The organism is Croceibacterium xixiisoli, assembly GCF_009827305.1.
In the GTDB taxonomy this organism is placed as follows: domain Bacteria; phylum Pseudomonadota; class Alphaproteobacteria; order Sphingomonadales; family Sphingomonadaceae; genus Croceibacterium_C; species Croceibacterium_C xixiisoli.
In genome coordinates, this window is sequence record NZ_WTYJ01000001.1 from 388,973 (window position 1) to 410,921 (window position 21,949).

At 63.5% G+C, this 21,949-nt stretch carries 26 protein-coding genes and 1 tRNA gene; 17 read left to right on the forward strand and 10 right to left on the reverse strand.

Annotation, left to right across the window (positions count from 1 at the left end):
- Positions 1-15: 15 nt before the first annotated feature.
- Genes GRI97_RS01830 through GRI97_RS01840 form a run of 3 tightly spaced genes read left to right on the forward strand, consistent with a single transcriptional unit; the run spans position 16 to position 1,669 of the window.
- The gene (locus GRI97_RS01830) at positions 16-297 is read left to right on the forward strand and encodes a YggT family protein (protein ID WP_161389429.1); all 282 of its coding nucleotides are present in this window, start codon (positions 16-18) and stop codon (positions 295-297) included.
- Positions 297-1,049 carry a Cif family virulence factor gene (locus GRI97_RS01835; RefSeq protein ID WP_161389430.1) on the forward strand — a complete coding sequence of 251 codons (753 nt, stop codon included), beginning with the start codon at positions 297-299 and terminating at the stop codon, positions 1,047-1,049. Before GRI97_RS01830 ends, GRI97_RS01835 begins: the two co-directional genes overlap by 1 nt.
- Entirely contained in the window at positions 1,046-1,669 is a 624-nt protein-coding gene (locus GRI97_RS01840) for a MarC family protein (RefSeq protein WP_161389431.1), read from the forward strand. The genes GRI97_RS01835 and GRI97_RS01840 overlap by 4 nt, the downstream gene beginning before the upstream one ends.
- Positions 1,670-1,681: 12 nt before the next feature.
- Here the strand turns inward: GRI97_RS01840 and GRI97_RS01845 are convergent, their stop codons facing one another.
- Both GRI97_RS01845 and trxA read right to left on the reverse strand, forming a co-directional pair.
- Positions 1,682-2,299 carry an LON peptidase substrate-binding domain-containing protein gene (locus GRI97_RS01845; protein ID WP_161389432.1) on the reverse strand — a complete coding sequence of 206 codons (618 nt, stop codon included), beginning with the start codon at positions 2,297-2,299 and terminating at the stop codon, positions 1,682-1,684.
- A gap of 5 nt (positions 2,300-2,304) precedes the next feature.
- Positions 2,305-3,210, reverse strand: a complete 906-nt coding sequence (gene trxA / locus GRI97_RS01850; protein WP_161389433.1) for a thioredoxin — start codon at positions 3,208-3,210, stop codon at positions 2,305-2,307.
- Positions 3,211-3,387: 177 nt separating this feature from the next.
- Here trxA and GRI97_RS01855 point away from each other — a divergent pair.
- Positions 3,388-3,462 (forward strand) — tRNA-Gly (locus tag GRI97_RS01855).
- A gap of 82 nt (positions 3,463-3,544) precedes the next feature.
- Here GRI97_RS01855 and GRI97_RS01860 read toward each other — a convergent pair.
- From GRI97_RS01860 to GRI97_RS01870, 3 genes are all read right to left on the reverse strand, one after another.
- Positions 3,545-3,985, reverse strand: a complete 441-nt coding sequence (locus GRI97_RS01860; RefSeq protein WP_161389434.1) for a hypothetical protein — start codon at positions 3,983-3,985, stop codon at positions 3,545-3,547.
- 162 nt (positions 3,986-4,147) lie between these two features.
- Complete coding sequence (locus GRI97_RS01865; protein WP_161389435.1) at positions 4,148-4,792, reverse strand: uracil-DNA glycosylase family protein; 645 nt, start codon at positions 4,790-4,792, stop codon at positions 4,148-4,150.
- 93 nt (positions 4,793-4,885) lie between these two features.
- A complete protein-coding gene (locus GRI97_RS01870) occupies positions 4,886-5,884 on the reverse strand; it encodes a ribonucleotide-diphosphate reductase subunit beta (protein WP_161389436.1) in 999 nt (332 codons plus the stop codon).
- Between the two features lie 175 nt (positions 5,885-6,059).
- On the opposite strand from GRI97_RS01870, the gene GRI97_RS01875 reads away from it, so the two are divergent.
- Positions 6,060-6,953 carry a helix-turn-helix domain-containing protein gene (locus tag GRI97_RS01875; protein WP_161389437.1) on the forward strand — a complete coding sequence of 298 codons (894 nt, stop codon included), beginning with the start codon at positions 6,060-6,062 and terminating at the stop codon, positions 6,951-6,953.
- Between the two features lie 117 nt (positions 6,954-7,070).
- On the opposite strand, the gene GRI97_RS01880 is transcribed toward GRI97_RS01875, so the two are convergent.
- Genes GRI97_RS01880 through GRI97_RS01895 form a run of 4 tightly spaced genes read right to left on the reverse strand, consistent with a single transcriptional unit; the run spans position 7,071 to position 11,386 of the window.
- The gene (locus tag GRI97_RS01880; protein ID WP_161389438.1) at positions 7,071-7,901 is read right to left on the reverse strand and encodes a siderophore-interacting protein; all 831 of its coding nucleotides are present in this window, start codon (positions 7,899-7,901) and stop codon (positions 7,071-7,073) included.
- 59 nt (positions 7,902-7,960) lie between these two features.
- Positions 7,961-8,446, reverse strand: a complete 486-nt coding sequence (locus GRI97_RS01885; RefSeq protein ID WP_161389439.1) for a hypothetical protein — start codon at positions 8,444-8,446, stop codon at positions 7,961-7,963.
- Between the two features lie 39 nt (positions 8,447-8,485).
- Entirely contained in the window at positions 8,486-9,280 is a 795-nt protein-coding gene (locus tag GRI97_RS01890) for a class I SAM-dependent methyltransferase (protein ID WP_202392550.1), read from the reverse strand.
- A gap of 60 nt (positions 9,281-9,340) precedes the next feature.
- Entirely contained in the window at positions 9,341-11,386 is a 2,046-nt protein-coding gene (locus GRI97_RS01895; RefSeq protein ID WP_328598480.1) for a TonB-dependent receptor domain-containing protein, read from the reverse strand.
- 126 nt (positions 11,387-11,512) lie between these two features.
- Between GRI97_RS01895 and GRI97_RS01900 the strand changes: the two genes are divergently transcribed.
- From GRI97_RS01900 to GRI97_RS01920, 5 genes are all read left to right on the forward strand, one after another.
- Positions 11,513-11,884 carry a MerC domain-containing protein gene (locus GRI97_RS01900; RefSeq protein WP_161389441.1) on the forward strand — a complete coding sequence of 124 codons (372 nt, stop codon included), beginning with the start codon at positions 11,513-11,515 and terminating at the stop codon, positions 11,882-11,884.
- Positions 11,885-11,965: 81 nt separating this feature from the next.
- Complete coding sequence (locus GRI97_RS01905) at positions 11,966-12,676, forward strand: response regulator (protein WP_161389442.1); 711 nt, start codon at positions 11,966-11,968, stop codon at positions 12,674-12,676.
- Positions 12,673-13,998: an ATP-binding protein gene (locus tag GRI97_RS01910; protein WP_235917578.1), complete on the forward strand. Its 1,326-nt coding sequence runs from the start codon at positions 12,673-12,675 to the stop codon at positions 13,996-13,998. The genes GRI97_RS01905 and GRI97_RS01910 overlap by 4 nt, the downstream gene beginning before the upstream one ends.
- 75 nt (positions 13,999-14,073) lie before the next feature.
- Entirely contained in the window at positions 14,074-14,775 is a 702-nt protein-coding gene (locus tag GRI97_RS01915; protein WP_161389443.1) for a carbonic anhydrase, read from the forward strand.
- Positions 14,776-14,822: 47 nt separating this feature from the next.
- A complete protein-coding gene (locus tag GRI97_RS01920; RefSeq protein WP_268891144.1) occupies positions 14,823-16,298 on the forward strand; it encodes a SulP family inorganic anion transporter in 1,476 nt (491 codons plus the stop codon).
- Positions 16,299-16,463: 165 nt separating this feature from the next.
- On the opposite strand, the gene pyk is transcribed toward GRI97_RS01920, so the two are convergent.
- Complete coding sequence (gene pyk, locus GRI97_RS01925) at positions 16,464-17,921, reverse strand: pyruvate kinase (RefSeq protein WP_161389444.1); 1,458 nt, start codon at positions 17,919-17,921, stop codon at positions 16,464-16,466.
- A 45-nt stretch (positions 17,922-17,966) separates the two neighbouring features.
- Between pyk and GRI97_RS01930 the strand changes: the two genes are divergently transcribed.
- The 7 genes from GRI97_RS01930 to ruvC all read left to right on the forward strand — a co-directional run bounded on the left by GRI97_RS01930 (position 17,967) and on the right by ruvC (position 21,778).
- Positions 17,967-18,272 carry a DUF1244 domain-containing protein gene (locus tag GRI97_RS01930; RefSeq protein WP_161389445.1) on the forward strand — a complete coding sequence of 102 codons (306 nt, stop codon included), beginning with the start codon at positions 17,967-17,969 and terminating at the stop codon, positions 18,270-18,272.
- Between the two features lie 164 nt (positions 18,273-18,436).
- Positions 18,437-18,673 carry a DUF2312 domain-containing protein gene (locus tag GRI97_RS01935; RefSeq protein WP_161389446.1) on the forward strand — a complete coding sequence of 79 codons (237 nt, stop codon included), beginning with the start codon at positions 18,437-18,439 and terminating at the stop codon, positions 18,671-18,673.
- Positions 18,674-18,751: 78 nt separating this feature from the next.
- Positions 18,752-19,627 (forward strand): SDR family oxidoreductase, encoded by an 876-nt coding sequence (locus tag GRI97_RS01940; protein WP_161389447.1) that lies wholly within the window; start codon positions 18,752-18,754, stop codon positions 19,625-19,627.
- Positions 19,620-19,970, forward strand: a complete 351-nt coding sequence (locus GRI97_RS01945) for a YbjQ family protein (RefSeq protein WP_161389448.1) — start codon at positions 19,620-19,622, stop codon at positions 19,968-19,970. Before GRI97_RS01940 ends, GRI97_RS01945 begins: the two co-directional genes overlap by 8 nt.
- Entirely contained in the window at positions 19,967-20,419 is a 453-nt protein-coding gene (locus GRI97_RS01950) for a GNAT family N-acetyltransferase (protein WP_202392624.1), read from the forward strand. The genes GRI97_RS01945 and GRI97_RS01950 overlap by 4 nt, the downstream gene beginning before the upstream one ends.
- A 107-nt stretch (positions 20,420-20,526) precedes the next feature.
- Positions 20,527-21,270, forward strand: coding sequence for a YebC/PmpR family DNA-binding transcriptional regulator (locus tag GRI97_RS01955; protein WP_161389449.1), 744 nt, complete (start codon positions 20,527-20,529; stop codon positions 21,268-21,270).
- A 34-nt stretch (positions 21,271-21,304) separates the two neighbouring features.
- On the forward strand, positions 21,305-21,778 hold the full coding sequence (ruvC, locus tag GRI97_RS01960; RefSeq protein WP_161389450.1) for a crossover junction endodeoxyribonuclease RuvC: 474 nt from the start codon (positions 21,305-21,307) through the stop codon (positions 21,776-21,778).
- Positions 21,779-21,949: the final 171 nt, after the last annotated feature.

A 21,949-nucleotide genomic window follows, 5' to 3' on the forward strand; every position in this document is an offset into this window, starting at 1 on the left:
TAAGGCCAGTCATCGGTGTTGATCCAGACTCTCGTTCAAATCATCGGCTATCTGATCTCTGTGATCATGGTGCTGGTGATCGTCCAGTTCATCGTCAGCCTGCTGGTGGCGTTCAATGTGGTCAGCTTCCACAATCAATATGTCGCGGCGATCTATCGCGCGATCAATGTGCTGCTCGATCCCTTGCTGACTCCGATCCGGCGGGTGCTGCCTGATACCGGGGCGATCGATTTTTCCCCGCTGGCGCTGATCGTGGTGCTGAATATCATCAACATCATTCTGGGCAGCCTGATCTGATGTTGCGGTCGGCCAGGCGTGCGGCGGCGATATCCCTCCTGCTGCTGACGCTGGCCGGATGCGCTTCAGGGCCCAAGCCCCGCAATGGCCCGCCCTTGCGGCAGACGGCCAATGCCAGCGCGGTGATCGCGCGCGAATTCGGCTTTGCCCGGGCGGCGCAGGATCGCGGTCTGTGGGTGGCCTTCAGCGAATTTTCCGCACCCGATGCAGTGGTGTTCGTGCCCGATCGCGCCCGTGCACAGGATTGGGTGAAGCGCCGGGCAGAACCGGCGCAGCGGCCCCGCTGGCAACCGCATTCGGTGTGGAGCAGCTGCGATGGCTCGCTGGCGGTGACGCATGGCGGCTGGCAGGCGGGCGAGGCCGGGGCGCAGGGTCGCCAGGGTCAATATGTCGTGGTCTGGCGGCGCGATGGTTCGGGTGGCACCTATCGCTGGGTGCTGGAACTCGATGGTGCGCTGGCTCAGCCTTTGATCGCGCCCGAAATGATCACCGCACAGGCGGCCAGTTGTGTCCGGATCGACGAGGACGGCGCCGGCCGGATGCCGCCGCCCCGCAAGGGCGCCCAGGGCAGTCGCAACAATCCGACGGGGCCGGGTGAGGATCCGCTGGTCGCGCGTGATGGATCGCTGTCGGTCAGCTTGGAAAGTGCGGCAGGCGGCGGGCAGAATGTCCGGGTGATGTTCATGCGCGACGGCGCCCCGCAAGAGGTGCTGTCCGTCCAACTGGCCGGCAGCGGCATGGGGGCGCGATGATCGAACTGTTCCTGTCTGCCTTCGTCACGCTGTTCGTGGTGATCGATCCGCCCGGCTGCGCGCCGATCTATGCCGGTCTCACCAGCGGCGCCAGCCCGCAGCAGCGCCGGGCCATGGCGCTGCGCGCCTGTATGGTGGCCGGGGCGATCCTGGTGGTCTTCTGCCTCTTCGGGCAGCAATTGCTGGGCGCGCTGCATATCGAACTCAACAGTTTCCGCATCGCCGGCGGCATCATGCTGTTCATGATCGCGATCGACATGGTGTTCGAAAAACGCACCCAACGGCGCGAAGAACGCGCGGAAAAGATCATCGGCACGCCTGAGGTGGAAGATGTCTCGATCTTCCCCATGGCCATGCCGATGCTGGCCGGGCCGGGCGCGATTGCCTCGGTCATGCTGCTGCAGAGCACGGCCGATGGTCCGATGGGCACGGTGGTGGTGCTGTCGGCACTGGCATCGGTGCTGCTGCTCACCCTGCTGGCGCTGGTCGCGGCCAGCCCGCTGATGCGGATCTTCGGCGCGCGGGTGGAGGCGGTGATCACCCGGCTGCTGGGCGTGCTGCTGGCCGCGCTGGCCGCACAATATGTCGTCGATGGCCTGCGCGGCGCCTTCGGCGTCTGATCGTCGTTCCGCTTACTGCAGCGTCACTCGTTCCTCATCGGGGTCGCCCCGGCCGAAGAACTGCATCAGCTGCACCAGCAATTCGCAGCGCGTGGGCAGGTCATTGGCTTCCAGCAACGCCTGCTTGGCCGCTGCGTCGAAGGGCGCGATCTGGCTCATGCCATTGACCAGCGCCACGTCATCCAGCCGGGCGACCGAATCCCATTCGACCGAATAGCCCTGCCGATCGGCAAAACGGCGCGATTCCTGTTCCAGCCCGGCGCGCTCGATCATGCTGAGCACTTCGTCCTCGGGCTCGGGCAACAGCTCTGCTTCGATCTGGCGAAACGGCGTGGTGACAGCAATCTCGCGCAGCATCCGGAACCGTGATTCGCCGGTCAGGATGATATTGTAACGCCCGTCCTCCAGCGCCTCGACATCTTCAATCCGGCCGATGCAGCCGACATCGAACAGCGGGGCACCCTCGCGCGCGGATTGCGGCTGGATCATCGCGATCTTGCGGTCGCGCGCCAGCGCGGAACCGACCAGTTCACGATATCTCGGCTCGAAGATATGCAGCGGCAGCTGCAGGCCGGGGAACACGATGGCCCCGGCCAGCGGAAAGATCGACAGGCGGGTGATTTGCGCCATGCCGATCAGCCGAACAGCAGCAGGGACAGCCGCCGCCGCTGGGCGGATACCCAGGGATCTTCCATGCCCACCGCCTCGAAAATCTGCAGCAGCTTGGTCCGTGCGGCCGCCTCGTTCCAAGCCGGATCGGTGCCGACCATATGCAGCAGCACATCGGCTGCTTCGTCGCGGGCGCCCGCGGCAAATGCGGCCTGGGCGAAGGCGAACTGCGCCTCCATATCCGCCGGGCGTTCGGCGGCGGCGGCACGCAGATTCTGCAATTCGCCGGCATCCACGCCGCTTTCGGCCAGGGCCAGCGCGCTGGCAGCCTTGGCGATCGCCGGATCCTTGCGCAATTCCTCGGGCAGGGCGCTGAGCACGGTCTGCGCATCCTCCGGGCGGCCGACCGCGATCAGCGCCCGAATCAGGCCCGAATGTACTGCCAGATCCTCATCCGCCATCTGCGCCAGCTGACCGAAGATCGACACGGCACGTTCACCATCGCCTTCCGCCAGGGCTTCCTCACCCATGGCGATCAGCGGGGCGATATCCGGCGCCGCTTCTGCTTCGCCGCCGGCCGATACAGGCAGTTGGGCCAGCAACTGATCCAGCATCTGCTTCAGCTGCGATTCGGTTCGCGCAGACGTCAGATCGGCCACCGGCTGCCCCTGGAACATGGCATAGACGGTGGGGATGGATTTGACCTGGAACTGGCTGGCGATGAATTGTTCCTCATCGACATTCAGCTTGGCCAGGATCACGCCCTTGTCCGCATATTCGGCGGCGACCTTTTCCAGCACCGGGGTCAGCGCCTTGCACGGCCCGCACCATTCGGCCCAGAAGTCGAGGATGACCAGCTTGTCGCGCGAAGGTTCGACCACATTCTTGCGGAAACGGTCGACTGCCTTCTGCTCTTCCAGATTCAAGCCCATGCTGGCCAAGGGAACGCTCCTCTCATGACATTAATGCGCGCCAATGTGGCGGTTTGCGCGGATTTGTGAAGGGTGAAGCACAATCTTCGCTTTATGTGATTTTTCTTCTTGCCGACCCCCAGGACCGATGCTAGTGGCGCGCCTCCCCACCGGAACACTCCGGTAAACGCCAAGTGAGCGGGCGTAGCTCAGGGGTAGAGCACAACCTTGCCAAGGTTGGGGTCGAGGGTTCGAATCCCTTCGCCCGCTCCATCGGCTTTCATAATGGAAGCCTCGCAAGCCGTTGGGATGACGGCCCTGCACATGTCCATAACCCTTGATCTCCCTTTGGAGATCACTTTCTTTCGAAGAAGGCGGCTGTTTTTGCCACACTGCCCTCTGGCATCGGCTTTTTTCTGGTCTGAATATAGCCGGCCTCGGCCATCACTTCCGCAACCAGCGTGCCAGCCCAGGATGTCGTGTCGTGGCCTCCGTATTGCGAGCCAAGAGCTGCGCTGAGCATGGGGTCAACGCCAGCCATCGCAGGATGCCCCTCAGTCGATGCCTTTATTGCCGCCTGCTTGCCTTTATCTGACCTGATGATTTGCTCGATTTCCTGAATGATAGGGTGATCTCGCGGAAGTCCCCCGCCAGTACGAACCAGGAGATCGTGTTCGAGCATCAAATCGATTATTGCTTGGCCTGCCGGCGTCCCACTCGTGCGGGCATTATGGAACAGAGTTTCGCGCTTTTCAGGAGATAGAGCCTCAATTTTTTCTTTAGTCCATATCATCATGTTCACCCTGAAAGGCTAATTGATCAGAACTGCCAGATCTTACGCATTTTCGATAGACGCAGAAAAATTAATCCAGCGCATCCGAAACACAACATCCATCGCGGCTGATATTCAGGTCCAATGGTGTTTGGCTCACCACCATCCAAATCCATTATCTTTATTTCACACTAACGACCCATCTCGTACCTGGGCAAGCTGCTGCACCCGGCGCCGAAGTTCAGGCAGCACTTCCTGTTCGAACCACGGGTTCTTGGTCATCCATCCGCGCGATCGCCAGGATGGATGCGGCAGCGGAAAATATTCCGGCAGATAATCGCGGAAGGCGCGCACCCGATCGGTCATGCGGCCCGATCCCAGCACATGATCCTGCGCATAGGTGCCCACCAGCAGGGTCATCTCTATGCGCGGCAGCTGTTCCAGCAACGCCTCACGCCACAGGGGCGCGCATTCCCGGCGCGGCGGGGCATCGCCGCCGCTTGCCGCCCGCCCGGGATAACACAGGCCCATGGGGATGATGGCCACGCGCGCCGGATCCTGAAAATCCGCCTCGGCAATCCCCATCCAGCGGCGCAACTGCTCCCCCGATGCGTCGCTGAACGGAATGCCGCTGTCATGCGCGCGTGTACCCGGTGCCTGCCCGGCGATCAGCAGCCGGGCCGTGGCGGAAGCTTGCAACACAGGCTTGGCCCCCAGCGGCAGATCGGCACAGGCCTGGCAGGCGCGAACCTCCTCCAGCAAAATCCGGAGCCGCTCGGGCGAAGCGCCATCCTGGGGTGATGCGGGCAGCGGTGTTCGCGACGTCGGCATCGATCGCATATAGGAAGGCAACAGCCCGTGCGAAGACAAGCGCTCGAATTGCCGCCGGTTGCGCCAGCCATCACCCTCCACCGGTGCTCCTCGTCAAGCCGCCGCCGCGATCCCGGCCGCCACGCGTCGGTCGAAGCTGTCCCACACGCTGTTCCAGTCGCCCTTGGTGGCGACCTTGGAATATTCCGTCGCCCGCGCCTCGAAGAAATTGGCGTGTTCCACCCCGTTCAGCAGCGGCTGCAACCAGGGCAGCGGATGATCGCTGATGTTGTAGATCGGCTTCAATCCCAGCTGCCGCAACCGCCAGTCCGCCACGAAGCGGACATAGGCCTTGATGTCGGCGGCGGTCATCCCTTCCACCGGGCCCATCTCGAACACCAGATCGACGAAGGCCTCTTCGATCCGCACCGTCGTCTGGCAACTGTCATGGATGTCCTGAATCACCGACGGCGTCAGGCAATCGCGTTCGGCGCAGAATGTGTGGAACAGCTGCATGATCCCTTCGCAATGGAGCGTTTCGTCGCGCACGCTCCAGGTCACGATCTGCCCCATGCCCTTCATCTTGTTGAAGCGGGGGAAGTTCAACAGCATCGCAAAGCTGGCGAACAGCTGCAGCCCTTCGGTAAACCCGCCGAACATCGCCAGGGTGCGGGCGATATCCTCGTCGCTGTCCACCCCGAAGGTGGCCAGATAGTCATGCTTGTCCTTCATCTCCTTATATTCCAGGAACATCGCATATTCGCTCTCGGGCATGCCGATGGTGTCCAGCAGATGGCTGTAGGCCGCGATATGGACGGTCTCCATATTGCTGAAGGCGGTCAGCATCATCTTGATCTCGGTCGGCTTGAACACCCGGCCATATTTCTCGTGATAGCAGTCCTGCACCTCCACATCGGCCTGGGTGAAGAAGCGGAAGATCTGCGTCAGCAGATTGCGCTCATGCGGCAGCAGCTTGTTGGCCCAGTCGCGGCAATCCTCGCTCAACGGCACCTCTTCGGGCAGCCAGTGCATCTGCTGCTGCTTTTTCCAGAAGTCGAAGGCCCATGGATATTCGAAAGGCTTGTAGATCTTGCTGGCGTTGAGAAGCGGCATCGCCTGTCTCCGGAATGGGATGGTGTCCGGCCCCGCACCAATCCAGGCTGGCGGATCGATGCGGAACCGGACGGGATCCCATGGCTAGGGCGGGATCACCGCCCCATCCTGCACAAAACGATCAAAACACCACATCTTGCCATGATTCGCTGATCGGAATACCTGATGTGGTATCATGCCCATCCAGCACACCGATCCGGACATGGCCGTTTTCACCGCCGGGCAGACGCGCGGCATCGCCGGTTTCGCCGCGCGGGACATCCTGTGCGCCAGCGATGCTTTGGGGTGGACCCGGCTGCATGTCTCGCATCAGCGGGAATTGCCTTTCAGCGGCTGGTTTGCCGAAAGCGCGGATCATCTGTTCGTGCTGCACCGGCAGGGCACGGCGCTGGTCGATCTGTCCTGCGGGCCCACCCGCCTCAGCGGCGCGGTCGGGCCGGGCGCCATGTCGGTCCTGCCCGGCGGGGTGAAGATCAGGCTGCGGCTGCATGGCCCGCTGGAAACCGTGCATCTGTCGCTGCGGGGCGGGGGTGCGCCCTCCGCCGATAACGGCGCTCGGCCCACTCCCACACCCACTCCGGCGCCGGCTCTGGGTCAGGCCAATCCGGCGCTGTTCCAGCTGACCGATATTGCCGCCGACATGATGTATGTCGGTTGTGGTGACGGGCTGGCCGGCAGCGTTGCCCGCATGCTGTCGGCAGAGCTGGCCGATATGCCGCACCGGCACCCCGCAGCACGCTTCACCGCCCGCCAGTTTCACGATGTCTATCGCTTCATCCGCCAGCATCTGGATCAGCCGCTGCGGCTGGAAGATCTGGCGCTGGTCGCCTGCACGAGCACCGTCCACTTCGCCCGGCGTTTCCGTGAAGCGACCGGCTGGTCACCGCACCAGTTCCTGATCGGGCTGCGGCTGGCGGTGGCGCGCGGCCTGCTCAGGGGCGCGGATCCGATCGCCCAGATCGCTGCCCAATGCGGCTTCTCGCATCAGGAACACATGACCCGGCTGTTCCGCCAATGGCTGGGCATCACCCCGGCGGCCTGGCGGCGGCGTATCGCCTGCGCCGGTTGATTGCTGCCTAGAGCGATTTCCAAGCAGGTGGAATCACCTGCTGACTCGGAAATCGCGGCAAACAAAGAAAATAGAGCGGAGATCCGATGCAATCGGATCGGAACCCGCTCTAAGCGCTTAAACGCTGCTGCCATCGGTCGCACCCGCCCGGCCGCGCCGCCAATAGGGGACCACCAGCTGGTCGCCTCTCGCGATGCCGGCCTGCTTGCAGAGGTAATCGCGGATCGCCTGCGCGGCGGTGAACTCGGCCCCAACCCAGGCAAAGCGGCGGATGTCGTTGGGCGGCAGGGATATCGCCCGGATGGCGTTCAGCAACAGCTCGGTGGTTCCTGCCGCCGCGCCATCGCGATGGAGCCATTGCAGCGCAACACCGGGCGGCGGCTGCAGCGCTTGTTGTTCTGCGGCATCGGCGATTTCGATCACGATCTGGCCGTGCGCATCTGTCGCCATGGCTTCGATCATGCGGCCGATGGCCGGCAGGGCAGTCTCGTCCCCGGCAATCAGGTGCCAATCCGCCGGAGCCAGTCCACGCCCGCCGGGGCCCAGAATGCCGACCATGTCCCCGGGTTGCGCCGCAGCGGCCCAGCTGCCGCCGGGGCCGCCATCGTCATGCAGCACGAAATCGATATCGATCCGCCCGGCCACCGAATCGATGGCGCGGATCGTGTATTTGCGGTTCACCGGCTTGCAATCGACCTGGCGCACGCGTGCCTTGCCGCCGCTTTCCAGGGTCAACCATTCCGTCCGCGATGCGCCCGGGGGCGGGATCAGCAGGCCGATATGCAGATGCGCTTCGGTGGCGAAGGCCTCAAGGTGGCTGCCGGCAAAGCGCACCCGTCGCATATGCGGGGACAATGCTTGCGTGCCCATGACGCGCAAGGCAGTGAAGCGATTGAGGTCCGCTACCGCCGGGGGTGAGTCACCAGCCGTGTCGGACGGGGTAGCCATAGGGCGGCCCTTGCACATATGCGAATGGTTCGCAACATGTGCGCGCTGTGGTTGCTAGCTCAGCCTTGCAGCATTTGTCCAATCCGGCCCTGCCAATATTCGGCCTCCTCGCGGTGGGCGAAATCGCACATCTCCGCCACCGGCCATTGCGGCAGGCGCCACCGCAGGATCGGATAGGGGCCATCCTCGCTGTCGCGCATGATCAATTCGGGCGGCTGCATGCCGGCGAAGGGGTAGCAATCCCGGCGGCGATACACCGGCCCGCGCATGATGCGGGTGATCTCGCGCCGCTCTGCATCGATCCTTAGCTCGGTCGCGCTGGACAGGCCGATCAGGATGAAAACGCAGCCGATCACCGGCGGCACCGCGATGCACAGCACCACCACCAGCAGCGTAGGTGACCACTGGCTCCAGTCGGCATGGATGATGAAGGGAGCCGGGATCACGGTGGCGATCCCCAGGCCCAGAAACACGGCAAATATGCGAAGCATCAGCGGCAGCGGCTTCTGCAGGACGATGATGCTGTGCCGATCCTCGCTGATCATGCCCGCCTGATAGCAGGCAAAGGTAAGCGAATTGCCTTCTCAGGCTGGTTCGGCGGCGATCACATAATCATGCCCATGGCTGATGCTGCCCTCGCGCGCGATATGGTCCAGCGCCGCTTGGCGCAGTGTCTCGCCACTGGCGCGCAGCGCGCGGGCCAGATTGCGGTCGGCCAGTCCTTCCAGCCGGGGCAGGCACATGTCGATCTGGCTGTTCACGAACCGCGCCTTGTAACGGATCGGAAAGCGCTGCGCCGCCAGCACCTTGAAACCTGACGCCTCCAGATGATCGGCCACCCATTCGGCCGGATATTCGCGATAGGGCTGATCGTCGCTCAGCAGCAGGCAGGAATCGCGATAGCGGCCAATCTGCCGCACCAGCCTGGCCGCCGGGTCATCGGCCGGTTGGTTCACATAGGGCGCCAGGCCGATGAAATAGAGCCGGCTGCCGGTCAGCGGCCGCAGCCGGGCCAGCAGTCGGTGCTGATAGAAGGGGGCAAAACCCTCGATTGCGCCCAGCAGATAATCGGCCAGCACCGTGTCATAGCGCTCATCGGCCAGCAGCGCGGGATCGGCCCAATTGCCCAGCACGATCCGGTCCTGTGGTCGCCGTACCCGCTCCACCGCATCGCGCACCTGCATGGCATGGCGCTGCGCCCCGCTGACGGCGGTCCAGCGCTCGGTCGTCAGCCCCGCCACCCAGCCTATCGAATTGGTACCGGTGCCGGCATCCAGCAGGCTGCCCCAGGGGCGGTCACCCTGCAGGCTTTCGATATAGCGAAACAGGGCGGACGGCTTGCGTGCTGATGCAATTGCCGGGGCCGGGGTGGCAGTCATGCAAATCCTTCAAAAAGGGGGAGGGCGCGATTGCGCGCGCCCTCCAACCTCATTCACCGATCAGAAGTTGGTGCGCAAACCGAACACCACATTCCGGCCCCGCAGTGGCGACGCGTTCTTGATGAAGGATGCGTGGTTGAACGCCAGCTCATTGGTCAGATTGGTGCCGCGCACGAACAGTTCGGCATTGGCGACCGGGCCCAGATCGGTGCGCCAGGCCAGCGTGGCATTGACCATGTTATACCCCGGCGTGCGGGTTTCGAACTCGGCGATGTCGCCCTGTTCGAACACGCGGTAATATTCGACATCGCCATGCAGCGGGCCCCACTGGCCATCGGCGCGGGCCCCCAGCCGGGCGGCCGGAATGCGCGGCAGATTGCCCAGATCGTCCTTCAGCTTGGCGCGGACATAATCGCCAAACACGGTGACGCCGAAATCGGGGGTGATTTGCTGGCGGATTTCGCCATCCACGCCCGTGAAGGTGGCGTCGGCGGCGGTGTAGCGGATCAGGCGGAAATCCTCGAACTGATCCAGCGTGTTGGCGAAGATGTAATTGTCGAATTCCTGGTGATAGGCGCCCACGGTGAAGGTGGTGTTGCCCGCCGTCTTGCGGAATGTCAGATCCACCGACTTGCCGGTTTCGGTCTCCAGCGTGGCCGTGCCCAGCTCATAGGTGTTGGTCGCCAGATGCACGCCGCGGGCATAGAGTTCCTGCACATTGGGTGCGCGCTGCGACCGGGCGAGCGACAGGGCCAGCGAATAATCGCCGCCGATATCCCACACCGCCGCACCGGAAAAGGAGAACGGCCGGTGATCCACCCTGCGATCCAGCGTGGTTTCGATCGTCTGCCATTCCTGCCGTGCGGCCAGTTCGAACCGGACCGGGCCCGCCTGCAGCGTTTCCATCAGGAACACCGCAGTGTTGCTGGTTTCGCTTTCCGGCAGGAAGGCTTCGGTGCCGATTGCGCTGAAATCGCTGCCCGAATGCTGGAACCCGATGACCCCGCGCAGGCCGGCGATGGGCTTGTGCGCGATTTCCAGCCGCAGATCATGCGCGGTATTTTTGAAGGTGGTGGCCACTTCATCATGCTCGATTTCGTCATGCACGTAATCGGTGAAGGACAGCCGCAGCCGTGCGCGTTCGATGCCGGGCAGGACATCGCGATATTCGCCGCGAATGTCGAACCGGTCGCTGCGCAGCTTCACGAAGGGGATTTCGTCATGTTCATGCTCATGATCGTGGTCGTGATCATGGTCGCCATCGTCATGGCTGTGCGATCCGCAATGCAGGCTGCTGCCATGCGGATGGCAGGATTCATAATCATGTGAATGGCCTGGCAGGCCGTATTCGCTGTTCTGCCTGGTGTAGGCCACACCCAGATAGCCCTGCGATCCCACCCAGGATGCGCCCGCGCTGAAGGTGGATGTTTCGTTGTAGGATCCATCGACATGCCGTTCGCCGAAGCTGTTGGGCACGCGGTAATCGTCCGAACTGCGGTGGACGCCTTCCACATGGAACGCCAGCGGGCCGACCCCGGCGGTGAGCCCGCCGACCAGCGACCGTTCGCTGTCGCCCGTGCCGATCCGCCCTTCGGCCACGCCGGTCAGGCCGTTTTCCGGCATGGTCGTGGGCACCTTGTCATCCAGCAGATTGATCGCCCCGCCGATCGCACTGCCGCCGAACAGCAGGGCGGACGGGCCGCGCAGAACCTCGATCCCGCGCAGCAGCAGCGGTTCGGTGGTGATCGCGTGATCAGGGGAAATCGCGGCGGCATCCTGGATATTGGACCCGTCGGACAGCGCCTGCACGCGCGGCGAAGTCTGCCCGCGCACCACCGGCCGGCTCGCCCCGCCGCCGAAATTGTCCGAATTCACGCCCGGCAGCCCGGCCAGCGTATCGCCCAGCGTCGCCTGCCGGCGGTGGACCAGATCGTCCTGCGTCAGCGTGATCACCGGGGTCGCGGTTTCGCTTGCCGTCTGGTTGAGCGCCGTCGCCGTGACGACAATGGGGGCTTCACCCTCGCGCGTCGCATCTTCGGCATGGGCGAACTGCGGGATCATGGCCGATGCGGAAACGGCGGAGAGGAGAAGAACACGAATTTTCACAAATGGCCCCTTTGAAACATCAGGTGACGGCCTCATATGATACAGTATAACATCGCTCAAGGGGCAATATCGATGAATGGCGTGAATCCTGCAAACCGTGACAAATTGGCCAATCGACGGACAAATATGGTCGAAGGCGCTGCGGTTTCCGCTTCGCTGTTGTGTTTGCTGCACTGCATTGCCCTGCCGCTCCTGCTGTTGCTGCTGCCGGGCATGCTGGGGCTGTTCGCCCAGTCGGAAGCGTTCCATTTTGCCGCGCTGGCGCTGGTTATCCCCTCTGCTCTCGCCGCCTTCGCGCTGGGTTACCGCCGCCATCGCAAATTGCTGCCGCCCCTGCTTGGCGTGATCGGCGTCGCCAGCCTGGTCGCAGCGCTGCTGCCGGGGCAGGCGGAGGGGGCCGAAACCCTGATCACGGTCATGGGCAGCGCGCTGCTGGTCGCCGGCCATGCGCTGAACTGGCGCCTTCGTGCGCAGGCAGCGCGTTCTCCTGCGCACTGATACGCAGGTCTGGCGCGAACCCTCCCGATAAACTACCTGTAGGGGTAACGAGGATAACGACAATCATTTCAAGGTAGAACGATGGCGGCACCCAATATTCTGATCGTGGAGGACGATCCGCCCATCCGCACGCTGACCGCCCGCGCCCTACAGGAAAACGGCTACAACGTCCGCATGGTCGGCACCGCCCCGCAGATGTGGGATGCGCTGCGTGCAGCCCCGGCCGATCTGCTGCTGCTGGATGTGATGTTGCCCGGTACATCGGGCATAGATCTGTGCCGCGAAGTGCGCCGCACCAGCGATGTGCCGATCATCTTCGTGTCGGCCAAAGGCAGCGAGATCGACCGGGTCATCGGCCTGGAAATGGGCGCGGATGACTATCTGGCGAAGCCCTTCGGCGTGCGCGAGCTGATCGCCCGGGTGCGGTCCGTCCTGCGCCGCCATTCGGTGGAGGGCGCCCCGGTCGATCGCAATCGGGGGGAACTGCATTTCAACGGCTGGGTCGCCAATCTGCCCCGCCGCCAGCTGACTTCCCCCGATGGTGCCGCCGTGGAATTGACCGGCGCGGAATTCGATCTGCTGGTCACGCTGTGCGACAATGCCCAGCGCGTGCTGGCGCGTGAGCGGTTGATCGAACTGTCGCGCACGCGGCTGGGGGACAGCTCGGATCGCAGCATCGATGTGCTGGTCAGCCGGCTACGGCGCAAGCTTTCGACTGAAACCGAACCCGCCCCGATCATCACCGTGCGCGGTGTGGGCTACATGATGAATGTGCCGGTGGAACGTTTTTGAAGCATCTGCACGACAATGCCATGGGGCTGGTGGGCCAGATCGTCGCGATCCTGTTCGTGACGATCCTGCTCGACAGCGCCGCCAGCACATTCCTCTATGAACGCGCCAGCCAGTTTTCCATTGATGGCGACAAGGCGCGCCGCCTGTCCGAACATCTGGTGTTGTCCGCCCGGCTGATCGAAAAGGCGCCTGAAGCCGAACGCAAGACCGTTGCCGAGGAACTGACCACCACCCGCTACCATCTGGTGTGGACGGAAAATCAGCCCAGGGTTCCCCATATTTCCCCCCTGCTGACCTTCATCAGCCGCCAGGTGGTTGAATGGGAACCGGAACTGCGCAACCGCAATCTCAAGCTCTATCTGCGCACGGCCGATGAAAACAGCTCGATCGTTGGCGCCATGCGGCTGCGTGATGGCAGCTGGCTCAGTTTCAGCGCCAAGGATCATATCCATCAGCTGGATCTCACCTTCGGCCGGATCATCGCCTCGCTGGTGCCGGCTGTCGCGCTGATCGTGCTGGGCAGCATCATGATCCGCCAGACGCTGAGACCGATGCGCGAAGTGGCGGTGGCGGCCGAAACGATTGGGGAGGGGGTGTTCAAGCCGATTCCGGTGCGCGGGCCGAAGGAAGTGCGGGAGGTGGTGAGCGCCTTCAACAGCATGCAGGAACGGATCGACCAGCTGATTTCCGATCGCATGCTCGCCCTGGCGGCCGTGGGCCATGATTTCCGTACGCCGCTGGCGCGGCTGCGCCTGCGCGCCGATGCCATCGGCAATGAGGAAATCAGCCACGATATCGAACAGGATATCGGGGAGATGGAGCAGATGATCGACAGCTTGCTCGCCTATCTTTCCGGGGAGGAAGCGACCGAGGCGGAGCCCGTTTCGCTCAACGATCTGGCGGTGCTCTGCGCCACGCTGATCGATACGGCCAGCGATCAGGGCTTCGATGCGATCTATGACGGGCCTGACCATTTCGCTGCCCTGTTGCGCCCGCTGGCGATCAAGCGGGCCCTGTCCAACCTGATCAACAATGCGCTGCATTTCGGCAGCCAGGTGGAACTCCGGCTCAGCACGGCCGACGGCGTCATTTCGATGGAGGTCAGCGATGATGGCCCCGGCATTCCGGAGGAACATCGCGAACATGTGCTGACGCCTTTCGTGCGGTTGGACGTGGCCCGGTCGCGCAACACCGAAGGATTCGGGCTGGGTTTGCCGATCGTGGACCGGATCGGTCGCTTCCATGGCGGCCGATTGACCCTGGGGGACAGTCATCTCGGTGGGTTGAGCGCCCGGCTCGACATACCGATTCAGCAGCAATAATTCGTTACAAGCACGCTGCGCCGCAGCAAAGTTCCTGTCCGATATATGTGAAATCAAACTCGGAGGAGTGATTTCATGAACGAACTGATCGGACGCGTTTTTGACTTTGAAAAGCTCGTCTTCCCGAGCCGCAACGATCTTTACGCCAAGCTCGTCGCCAACGGCCAGAGCCCTAAGGCGCTGATGATTTCCTGCGCCGACAGCCGCGTCGTGCCGGAACAGATCATGCAGGCCGATCCGGGTGACCTGTTCGTCTGCCGCAACGCCGGCAACATCGTTCCCGCCTTCGCCACCCAGAATGGCGGCGTGTCCTCTACCGTGGAATATGCGGTTGCGGCGCTGGGCGTGCGCGACATCATCGTGTGCGGCCATTCGGACTGCGGCGCGATGAAGGCGCTGATGAACCCGCACATGCTCGAAGGTATGCCGAATGTCGCGGCCTGGCTGCGTCACAGCCATGCTGCCGAACATGTCGTGCGCACCGGCTACAAGGATCTCGACGGCGCCGAACAGATCCGCGCTGCCAGCCTGGAAAACATCGTGGTCCAGCTCGCCCACCTGCGCACCCACCCCTCGGTTGCCGCTGGCATCGCGCGCGGTGAAATCTCGCTGCACGGCTGGTTCGTGGACATTCACAATGGCGTGATGCTGGGCCTGGATGGCTCAACCGGCCAGTTTGTCCAGCTGAGCGCGGATGATGAACTGCCCGTGGCCCTGCCGGCCAGCGAACGCCTGGCGATGAACCAGGTCCGGGTCGAGCTGGAAGCTGCTCAGTGACAGCACAGGGTGTCGCTGCGGGGCCGCGCCTCGCAACTGACACCCTGTTGAGGGATTTCACGGCATCGATCGTGGTGTTCCTGGTGGCGATGCCCCTGTGCATGGGCATCGCCGTCGCTTCCGGCCTGCCGCCGGAAAAGGGCCTGATTACCGGCATCATCGGCGGCATCGTCGTCGGTTGGCTGGCCGGTTCCCCCCTGCAGGTCAGCGGCCCGGCGGCCGGGCTTGCGGTCATCGTTTTCGAACTGATCAGCACTCAGGGCATCGCCGCGCTGGGCCCGATTCTGATCATTGCCGGCATCATTCAGTTTGCAGCCGGTTCCTTCCGGCTCGGCGGCTGGTTCCGGGCGATATCGCCCGCCGTGGTGCATGGCATGTTGGCCGGCATCGGGGTGATGATCGTGATCGGCCAGTTTCATGTGCTGTTCGATGCCGAACCGCTGGCCAATGGTATCGAGAACATCATCGCCATGCCCGGGCGCGTTCTGGGTCTGGATGCCACGAATCCGACCGCCAATGAAATGGCCCTGGTGGTCGCCGGCATCACCATCGTCATCATGCTCGGCTGGGAAAAATGGCGCCCGCCATCGCTGCGCCTGATCCCCGGCGCGCTGCTCGGAGTGATGGCCGGCACGCTGACCGCCATGGTGTTCCAGATGGATGTGGCGCGGGTCGCGGTGCCGGATTCGATCATCGCCGCCATCGATCCACCGGATGGTGGCATGCTGGCGCTGTTTGGCGATCCGGCGATCCTGGCCGCTGGTCTGGCCATCGCCTTCCTCGCCAGCGCCGAAACGCTGCTGTCGGCGGCGGCGGTGGACAAGATGCAGAATGGCGCCCGCAGCGATTACAACAAGGAATTGCGCGCCCAGGGCGTGGGCAATCTGCTCTGCGGCGCGGCCGGCGCCCTGCCGATGACCGGGGTGATCGTTCGCTCATCCGCCAATGTGCAGGCCGGGGCGGTGACCCGCCTGTCGGCGATCCTGCATGGTTGCTGGATCCTGGGCTTCGTGGTGGCGCTGCCCTTCGTCATGCGGGAAATCCCGATGGCGGTGCTCGGCGCGGTGCTGGTGGTGACGGGCTGGCGGCTGGTGAATCTGGACCATGCGACAGAGATGTTCCGCCATCACGGCTGGTTTCCGGTGGTGATCTGGGCGACCACGCTGATCCTGGTGGTGGCGGTCGATCTGCTGACCGGCGTGCTGGTGGGAATCGCCTTTTCGCTGGTCGAACTGGTGCCGCATTGGCCGCGCCTGCGGCTCAATGTCGATCAGCAAGAACATGATGATGAAACGCGCATCAGCCTCGCCGGCTCTGCCACATTTGTGCAGTTGCCCAAGCTCAGCGATGCGCTCGACAAGGTTCGGACGGACCGCAAGGTGACGGTCGATTGCGGCGAACTGGCCGGAATGGATCACAGCTGCGCGGAACTGATCCGCGACTGGGCTGATCGGCTCAACGCCCAGCAGTGTCAGGTGACATTGCTGGGGGTGGACGATCGCATGCAGAAGCTTTCCACCTGATGTGACGTGCCAGGCTGATCCAGCCGGTCAGCAGGGCGCCCATGTCAGGAAGAAATGGATGGGCCGTACTGTCGCAAGGCAGGGCGGCCCATCTTCATAAGAACAAGCTTCGCAGGAGGGCGGGTGCGGATCGGGCCAAGGCCCGTTTCGCACCCGTTTTCGCGATCAGCCGTCGCTGTTTTCCAGCTCTGTCCCGTCCAGCGTGACGATATGCAGCAGATTGGTTGCGCCCGGCTGGCCGAACGGCACCCCGGCCATCACCAGCACACGCGCGCCAGCCTTGCCGAAACCATGGCGCAGCGCCATCCGCTTGCCCTTGCCGATCATCTCTTCGAAACTGCCGATATCCTTAGTGGCCACGGCATGGGTCCCCCACAGCAAGGATACCCGCCGGGCGACCTCCATCGAGGGGGTCAGCACCATCACCGGCACCGCAGGGCGTTCGCGCGACACGCGCCGGGCGGACGATCCGCTCCAGGTGAACACCACGATCGCATTCAGATCGACCGTGTCGGCAATGGTCATGCAGGCATGGCTCAGCGCATCGGCCACTGTCGGGTCGGGCCGCGCATCCAGCCAGCGCACGCGCTGCTTGTATTCCTCGTCCCGTTCCACCTGGCCGGCGATGGCATTCATCATCAGCACGGCTTCCTCGGGCCAGGCGCCGGCGGCGGTTTCCGCGCTCAGCATCACCGCATCCACCCCGTCATAGACGGCATTGGCCACGTCGGACACTTCGGCGCGGGTCGGGGCCGGGCTCTCGATCATCGATTCCAGCATCTGCGTGGCCACGATCACCGGCTTGCCCGCCAGGCGCGTGGCCTTGACGATCTTCTTCTGCAGTGGCGGCACTTCTTCCGGGTTCAGCTCGACGCCCAGATCGCCACGCGCGACCATGATCCCGTCCGATGCGGCGATGATCTCGGCCAGCCGGCGCACGGCCTGCGGCTTTTCGATCTTGGCGCACAGCGAGGCTCCGCCGGTGCCGATCAGCTCGCGCGCCTCGATCAGATCTTCGGGCCGCTGCACGAAACTCAGTCCGATCCAGTCGGCCCCCTGTTCCACGGCAAAGGCCAGATCGCGCCGATCCTTTTCGGTCAGTGCCGGGATCGGCACTTCCACATCGGGCACATTCACGCCCTTGCGGTCCGAAATCACCCCGCCCACTTCGGCCTGGCACAGGATCTGTTCGGGCCGCGCATCGACCACGCGCAGGCGGATCTTGCCATCATTGATCAACAGGCGCTGGCCCTTGTCCAGCAGGTTGAACAGTTCGGGATGCGGCAGGAACACGCGGGTTGCGTCGCCGGGGGTCGGGTCACGGTCGAAGGCGAAGCGTGCGCCATGGCCGATGATGGCCTGCCCATCGGCAAAGGTGCCCACACGCAGCTTCGGGCCCTGCAGATCACACAGGATGGCGATCGGGCGGTTGAACTGTTTTTCCAGCGCGCGCACGGTGGCGAAATTCCGGGCATGGAATTCATGGTCGCCATGGCTCATGTTGAAACGGAACGCATCGGCCCCGGCGCGGAACAGCCGTCGCATCACATCGGGGTCGCAGCTGGTCGGGCCAATGGTCGCGAGGATCTTGACCTTGCGGTTGCGGGGATCGAATTTTGCCATGACGGTGCGTTATTCCACGCTGGTATGACAACACAAGGATAGATGATGAACGAAACAACCGATCCGCTGGCCAGCCTGCCCGATGATGTGGCCGCGGCGGCATTCCGCCGGCTGGTCACGCATCTGCAGCACCGGCACGATGCGCAGAATATCGATCTGATGGGGCTGGCCGGCTTCTGCCGCAATTGCCTGGCCGATTGGATCCGCGATGCCGGTTATCCAGGTGACAAGGATGAAGCCCGCGCCCTGATCCACGGCATGCCGATGGCCGAATGGAAGGCGCAATTCCAGACAGATGCCACGCCCGCACAGCTGGCGCGCATGGAAAAAAGCCTGCTGCGCAACCGCTGATTGCCCCGCTGGCTGCCGCGATAAACCGCTGCGGCGGCGGAAAGTTTTCCCCGCCCGGGCCGCACCGGCTTCACCCGCAGGGGAAGCCTCGCTAACGAGCGGCCCACGCTATTCAAACCCAGATTCACCCCAGGTGATTCACTTCAATACCGGAGCTTATTTTCATGGCTGAAACCGCTGACGACCGCCTGCGCCTGCTGATCGAGCGGGTCGAACGTCTTGAAGAAGAAAAGAAGGGCATCTCGGACGACATCCGCGACGTCTACGCCGAAGCCAAGGGCACCGGCTATGATCCCAAGATCATGCGCCAGATCGTGCGCCTGCGCAAAATGAAGCCCGACGATCGCGCCGAAATGGAAGCGATTCTGGACACCTACAAGGCCGCGCTCGGCATCGGCTGACGCTGTGCCGCGATGACCGGGGGAACGGTTCGGCCCGGCAGATGATTGATCTGGCGTTACGCAACGCAGGATCATCCCATGACCGAACAGCCGACCGTTCCTCAGGCCCATGTAGAGGAAATCGATGAAGAGCCCCGGCTTCCGGGGCATGAGACCGGGCTCGATCCGCAGCCCGAATGGCAACCGCGCTACCCCGGTTCGGGCCGGCTGAAGGGCAAGGTGGCGATCGTCACCGGCGGAGACAGCGGCATCGGCCGCGCAGTGGCCGTACTGTTTGCCCGCGAAGGGGCGAAGGTCGCGATTGCCTATCTCGAAGAAGACGATGACGCCCGCATCACCGCCGATGCGATCCGCCAGGAAGGCAGCGAGGCGCTGCTGTTTGCCGGCGATCTGGGCGATCCGGCCCGCGCCGCCCGGCTGATCGATGCCGTGATCTCCAAATGGGGCCGGCTCGATGTGCTGGTGAACAATGCCGGGGAACAGCATCCGGACAAGGACATCACCGATATCACGGTCGAACAGCTGCAACGCACGTTCCAGACCAATATCTTTTCCATGTTCTATCTGGTGCAGGCGGCGCGACCGCATTTGCAGAGCGGTGCGGCCATCATCAATTGCACCAGCGTCACCATGTATCAGGGCAGCAAGGAACTGCTTGATTATTCCTCCACCAAGGGGGCGATCACCGCCTTTACCCGCTCACTCAGCGAAAATCTGATTGGTGAGGGCATTCGCGTGAACGCCGTGGCGCCCGGGCCGATCTGGACTCCGCTCAACCCCTGCGGCGGGGCTAGCCCGGAAAAACTGGAAAATTTCGGGGAAAATACGCCCATGGGCCGTCCCGGCCAGCCCAATGAGGTGGCCCCGGCATTTCTCTTCCTCGCCTGCGATGATTCATCCTATATGTCGGGGCAGGTTCTGCACCCGAACGGAGGAACGATCGTCAATGGCTAGTCCCTGGAGCCGCGAAGACGGCGGCGTAATTGTCTCGACCACCCCGACCATCGAAGGTCGCCCGGTGCAGGATTACCTTGGCCTGGTTACGGGGGAGGTGATCGTGGGCGCCAATCTGTTCCGCGATATCTTCGCCTCGATCACCGATCTGGTCGGTGGCCGATCGGGCAAATATGAAGAGGTGCTGGCCCGCGCGCGGCGCGAAGCCATCCAGGAAATGACCTCTCAGGCCGCGCAGCTGGGCGGCAATGCCGTGGTCGGCGTGGATATCGATTATGAAGTGCTCGGCAGCAATGGATCGATGCTGATGGTCAGCGTCAGCGGCACGGCGGTGCGGCTCTGACCATCCGGGTCGATCGGTTGGGGACGGGTGATGACGCGCAGTACCGCGCGCTCAATTGCCTGTTCGCCGATGTGTTCGATGATCGGGAATCCTATCTCTCGGACCCGCCGTATGATGATTACGTCGCCCGCCTGCTGGCCATGCCGCATGTGGTGGCGCTGATCGCGCGTGACGACGCGGGCACTCTGATCGGCGGCCTGGTGGGTTATGAACTGCCCAAGCTCGAACAGCGTCGCAGCGAATTCTACATCTATGATCTGGCGGTGGTGGAAAACCATCGGCGGCGCGGCGTGGCCACCGCATTGATCGAGGCGATGCGGGCGGTGGCCCGCGCAGCCGGCGGATGGGCCGTTTTCGTCCAGGGCGACTATGGCGATGATGCCGCGCTGGCGCTCTATGACAAGCTTGGTGAACGGGAGGCGGTGCTGCATTTCGATATCGCGCCGTGATCGCGGTGGCAGGTTGCGTGCCACAGCTGATTGCCTGCCGCGCCTGCCTTCGCTAGGGCTATGGCCACAGAAAACAGATAGCCAGACAAGCGAAAAAAGCGAAACCCATGGCAGGCCATTCCAAGTTCAAGAACATCATGCACCGCAAGGGCGCGCAGGACAAAAAACGTTCGGCGGCCTTCTCCAAGCTCTCCCGCGAAATCACCGTGGCGGCCAAATCGGGCATGCCCGATCCCGACATGAACCCGCGTCTGCGGCTCGCGGTCAACAACGCCCGCGCCCTGTCCATGCCCAAGGACAATATCCAGCGCGCAATCGACAAGGCATCGGCCAATGACGGCGATGACTATGAAGAAATCCGCTACGAAGGCTATGGCCCGGGCGGCGTGGCGCTGATTGTCGAGGCGCTGACCGACAATCGCAACCGTACGGCGACCAATATCCGCACTGCTTTCAGCAAGAATGGCGGCAACCTGGCCGCTACCGGCGCGGTCAGCCATGGCTTCGAACGCAAGGGCCTGATCGAATATCCGGCCGCTGCGGGTGATGAGGAAAAGGTTCTCGAAGCCGCGATCGAAGCCGGTGCCGACGATGTCGAAAGCAGCGAGGACGGCCACACCATCTGGACCGCGATGGAAGCGCTGCACGAAGTATCAGGCGCACTGGAAAAGGTACTGGGTGAACCAGAAAGCGTGAAGCTGGCGTGGAAACCCAATCTGACCGTCGATGTCGCCGAAGGCGACGCGCAGACCCTGTTCAAGCTGGTCGACGCGCTGGAAGATGATGACGACGTTCAGACCGTGTGGGGCAATTACGAAGTGTCCGACGCGGTGATGGAAAAGCTCGGCTGATGCCGAACCACTCCCGCTGGCGGGAGTGGGCGGCATGCTGATCCTCGGTCTCGATCCTTCGCTCACCTGCACCGGCTGGGGCGTGGTGCGGAGCGTGGGATCCCGGCTGACCCACATTGCCCATGGGCAGGTGCCGACCGATGCCGGCACCCCCATGGCCGCGCGGCTGCATCATTTGCATGATGCGATCGCCGCCGTGATCGGCACCTATGCGCCTGATCGCGCCGCGGTGGAGGAAGTCTTCGTCAACAAGAACCCGGCCTCCACGCTGAAACTGGCCCAGGCGCGCGGCGCCGTGCTGGCCGCCTGCGGGCGCTGCTCACTGCCCGTGGCCGAACATGCCACCAGACTGGTGAAGAAGGCCGTGGTCGGCACCGGCCGCGCCGAAAAGGCGCAGGTCCAGGCGATGCTGAAAATCCTGCTGCCCGGCGTAAAGGTCACCGGCGCCGACGCCGCCGATGCGCTGGCCGTGGCCATCGCCCACGCTCATCTGGGTGGGGGCGGCTAACACCCAACCGGCGCCCTAAAGCCCCTCCGTCGCCCAGGCGAAGGCCAGGGCCGCTCACAATCAGGGCGCTGCACGCTCCCCCGCTTGCCTTGAGCCCGTCGAAGGGCCGCCACAACGCTCCCATCCGCATGGTGGCCATCACCGGAAATTCTCGGCATACCCTTCTGCATT

What these genes read in the sequence shown, in the direction of transcription:
- GRI97_RS01835 (WP_161389430.1), top strand. Translation starts at nt 297, where the DNA reads ATGTTGCGGTCGGCCAGGCGTGCGGCGGCGATATCCCTCCTGCTGCTG.
- GRI97_RS01840 (WP_161389431.1), top strand. Translation starts at nt 1,046, where the DNA reads ATGATCGAACTGTTCCTGTCTGCCTTCGTCACGCTGTTCGTGGTGATC.
- GRI97_RS01845 (WP_161389432.1), bottom strand. Translation starts at nt 2,299, where the DNA reads ATGGCGCAAATCACCCGCCTGTCGATCTTTCCGCTGGCCGGGGCCATC.
- trxA (WP_161389433.1), bottom strand. Translation starts at nt 3,210, where the DNA reads ATGGGCTTGAATCTGGAAGAGCAGAAGGCAGTCGACCGTTTCCGCAAG.
- GRI97_RS01860 (WP_161389434.1), bottom strand. Translation starts at nt 3,985, where the DNA reads ATGATGATATGGACTAAAGAAAAAATTGAGGCTCTATCTCCTGAAAAG.
- GRI97_RS01865 (WP_161389435.1), bottom strand. Translation starts at nt 4,792, where the DNA reads ATGCCGACGTCGCGAACACCGCTGCCCGCATCACCCCAGGATGGCGCT.
- GRI97_RS01870 (WP_161389436.1), bottom strand. Translation starts at nt 5,884, where the DNA reads ATGCCGCTTCTCAACGCCAGCAAGATCTACAAGCCTTTCGAATATCCA.
- GRI97_RS01875 (WP_161389437.1), top strand. Translation starts at nt 6,060, where the DNA reads ATGCCCATCCAGCACACCGATCCGGACATGGCCGTTTTCACCGCCGGG.
- GRI97_RS01880 (WP_161389438.1), bottom strand. Translation starts at nt 7,901, where the DNA reads ATGGCTACCCCGTCCGACACGGCTGGTGACTCACCCCCGGCGGTAGCG.
- GRI97_RS01885 (WP_161389439.1), bottom strand. Translation starts at nt 8,446, where the DNA reads ATGATCAGCGAGGATCGGCACAGCATCATCGTCCTGCAGAAGCCGCTG.
- GRI97_RS01890 (WP_202392550.1), bottom strand. Translation starts at nt 9,280, where the DNA reads ATGACTGCCACCCCGGCCCCGGCAATTGCATCAGCACGCAAGCCGTCC.
- GRI97_RS01900 (WP_161389441.1), top strand. Translation starts at nt 11,513, where the DNA reads ATGGTCGAAGGCGCTGCGGTTTCCGCTTCGCTGTTGTGTTTGCTGCAC.
- GRI97_RS01905 (WP_161389442.1), top strand. Translation starts at nt 11,966, where the DNA reads ATGGCGGCACCCAATATTCTGATCGTGGAGGACGATCCGCCCATCCGC.
- GRI97_RS01915 (WP_161389443.1), top strand. Translation starts at nt 14,074, where the DNA reads ATGAACGAACTGATCGGACGCGTTTTTGACTTTGAAAAGCTCGTCTTC.
- pyk (WP_161389444.1), bottom strand. Translation starts at nt 17,921, where the DNA reads ATGGCAAAATTCGATCCCCGCAACCGCAAGGTCAAGATCCTCGCGACC.
- GRI97_RS01930 (WP_161389445.1), top strand. Translation starts at nt 17,967, where the DNA reads ATGAACGAAACAACCGATCCGCTGGCCAGCCTGCCCGATGATGTGGCC.
- GRI97_RS01935 (WP_161389446.1), top strand. Translation starts at nt 18,437, where the DNA reads ATGGCTGAAACCGCTGACGACCGCCTGCGCCTGCTGATCGAGCGGGTC.
- GRI97_RS01940 (WP_161389447.1), top strand. Translation starts at nt 18,752, where the DNA reads ATGACCGAACAGCCGACCGTTCCTCAGGCCCATGTAGAGGAAATCGAT.
- GRI97_RS01945 (WP_161389448.1), top strand. Translation starts at nt 19,620, where the DNA reads ATGGCTAGTCCCTGGAGCCGCGAAGACGGCGGCGTAATTGTCTCGACC.
- GRI97_RS01955 (WP_161389449.1), top strand. Translation starts at nt 20,527, where the DNA reads ATGGCAGGCCATTCCAAGTTCAAGAACATCATGCACCGCAAGGGCGCG.
- ruvC (WP_161389450.1), top strand. Translation starts at nt 21,305, where the DNA reads ATGCTGATCCTCGGTCTCGATCCTTCGCTCACCTGCACCGGCTGGGGC.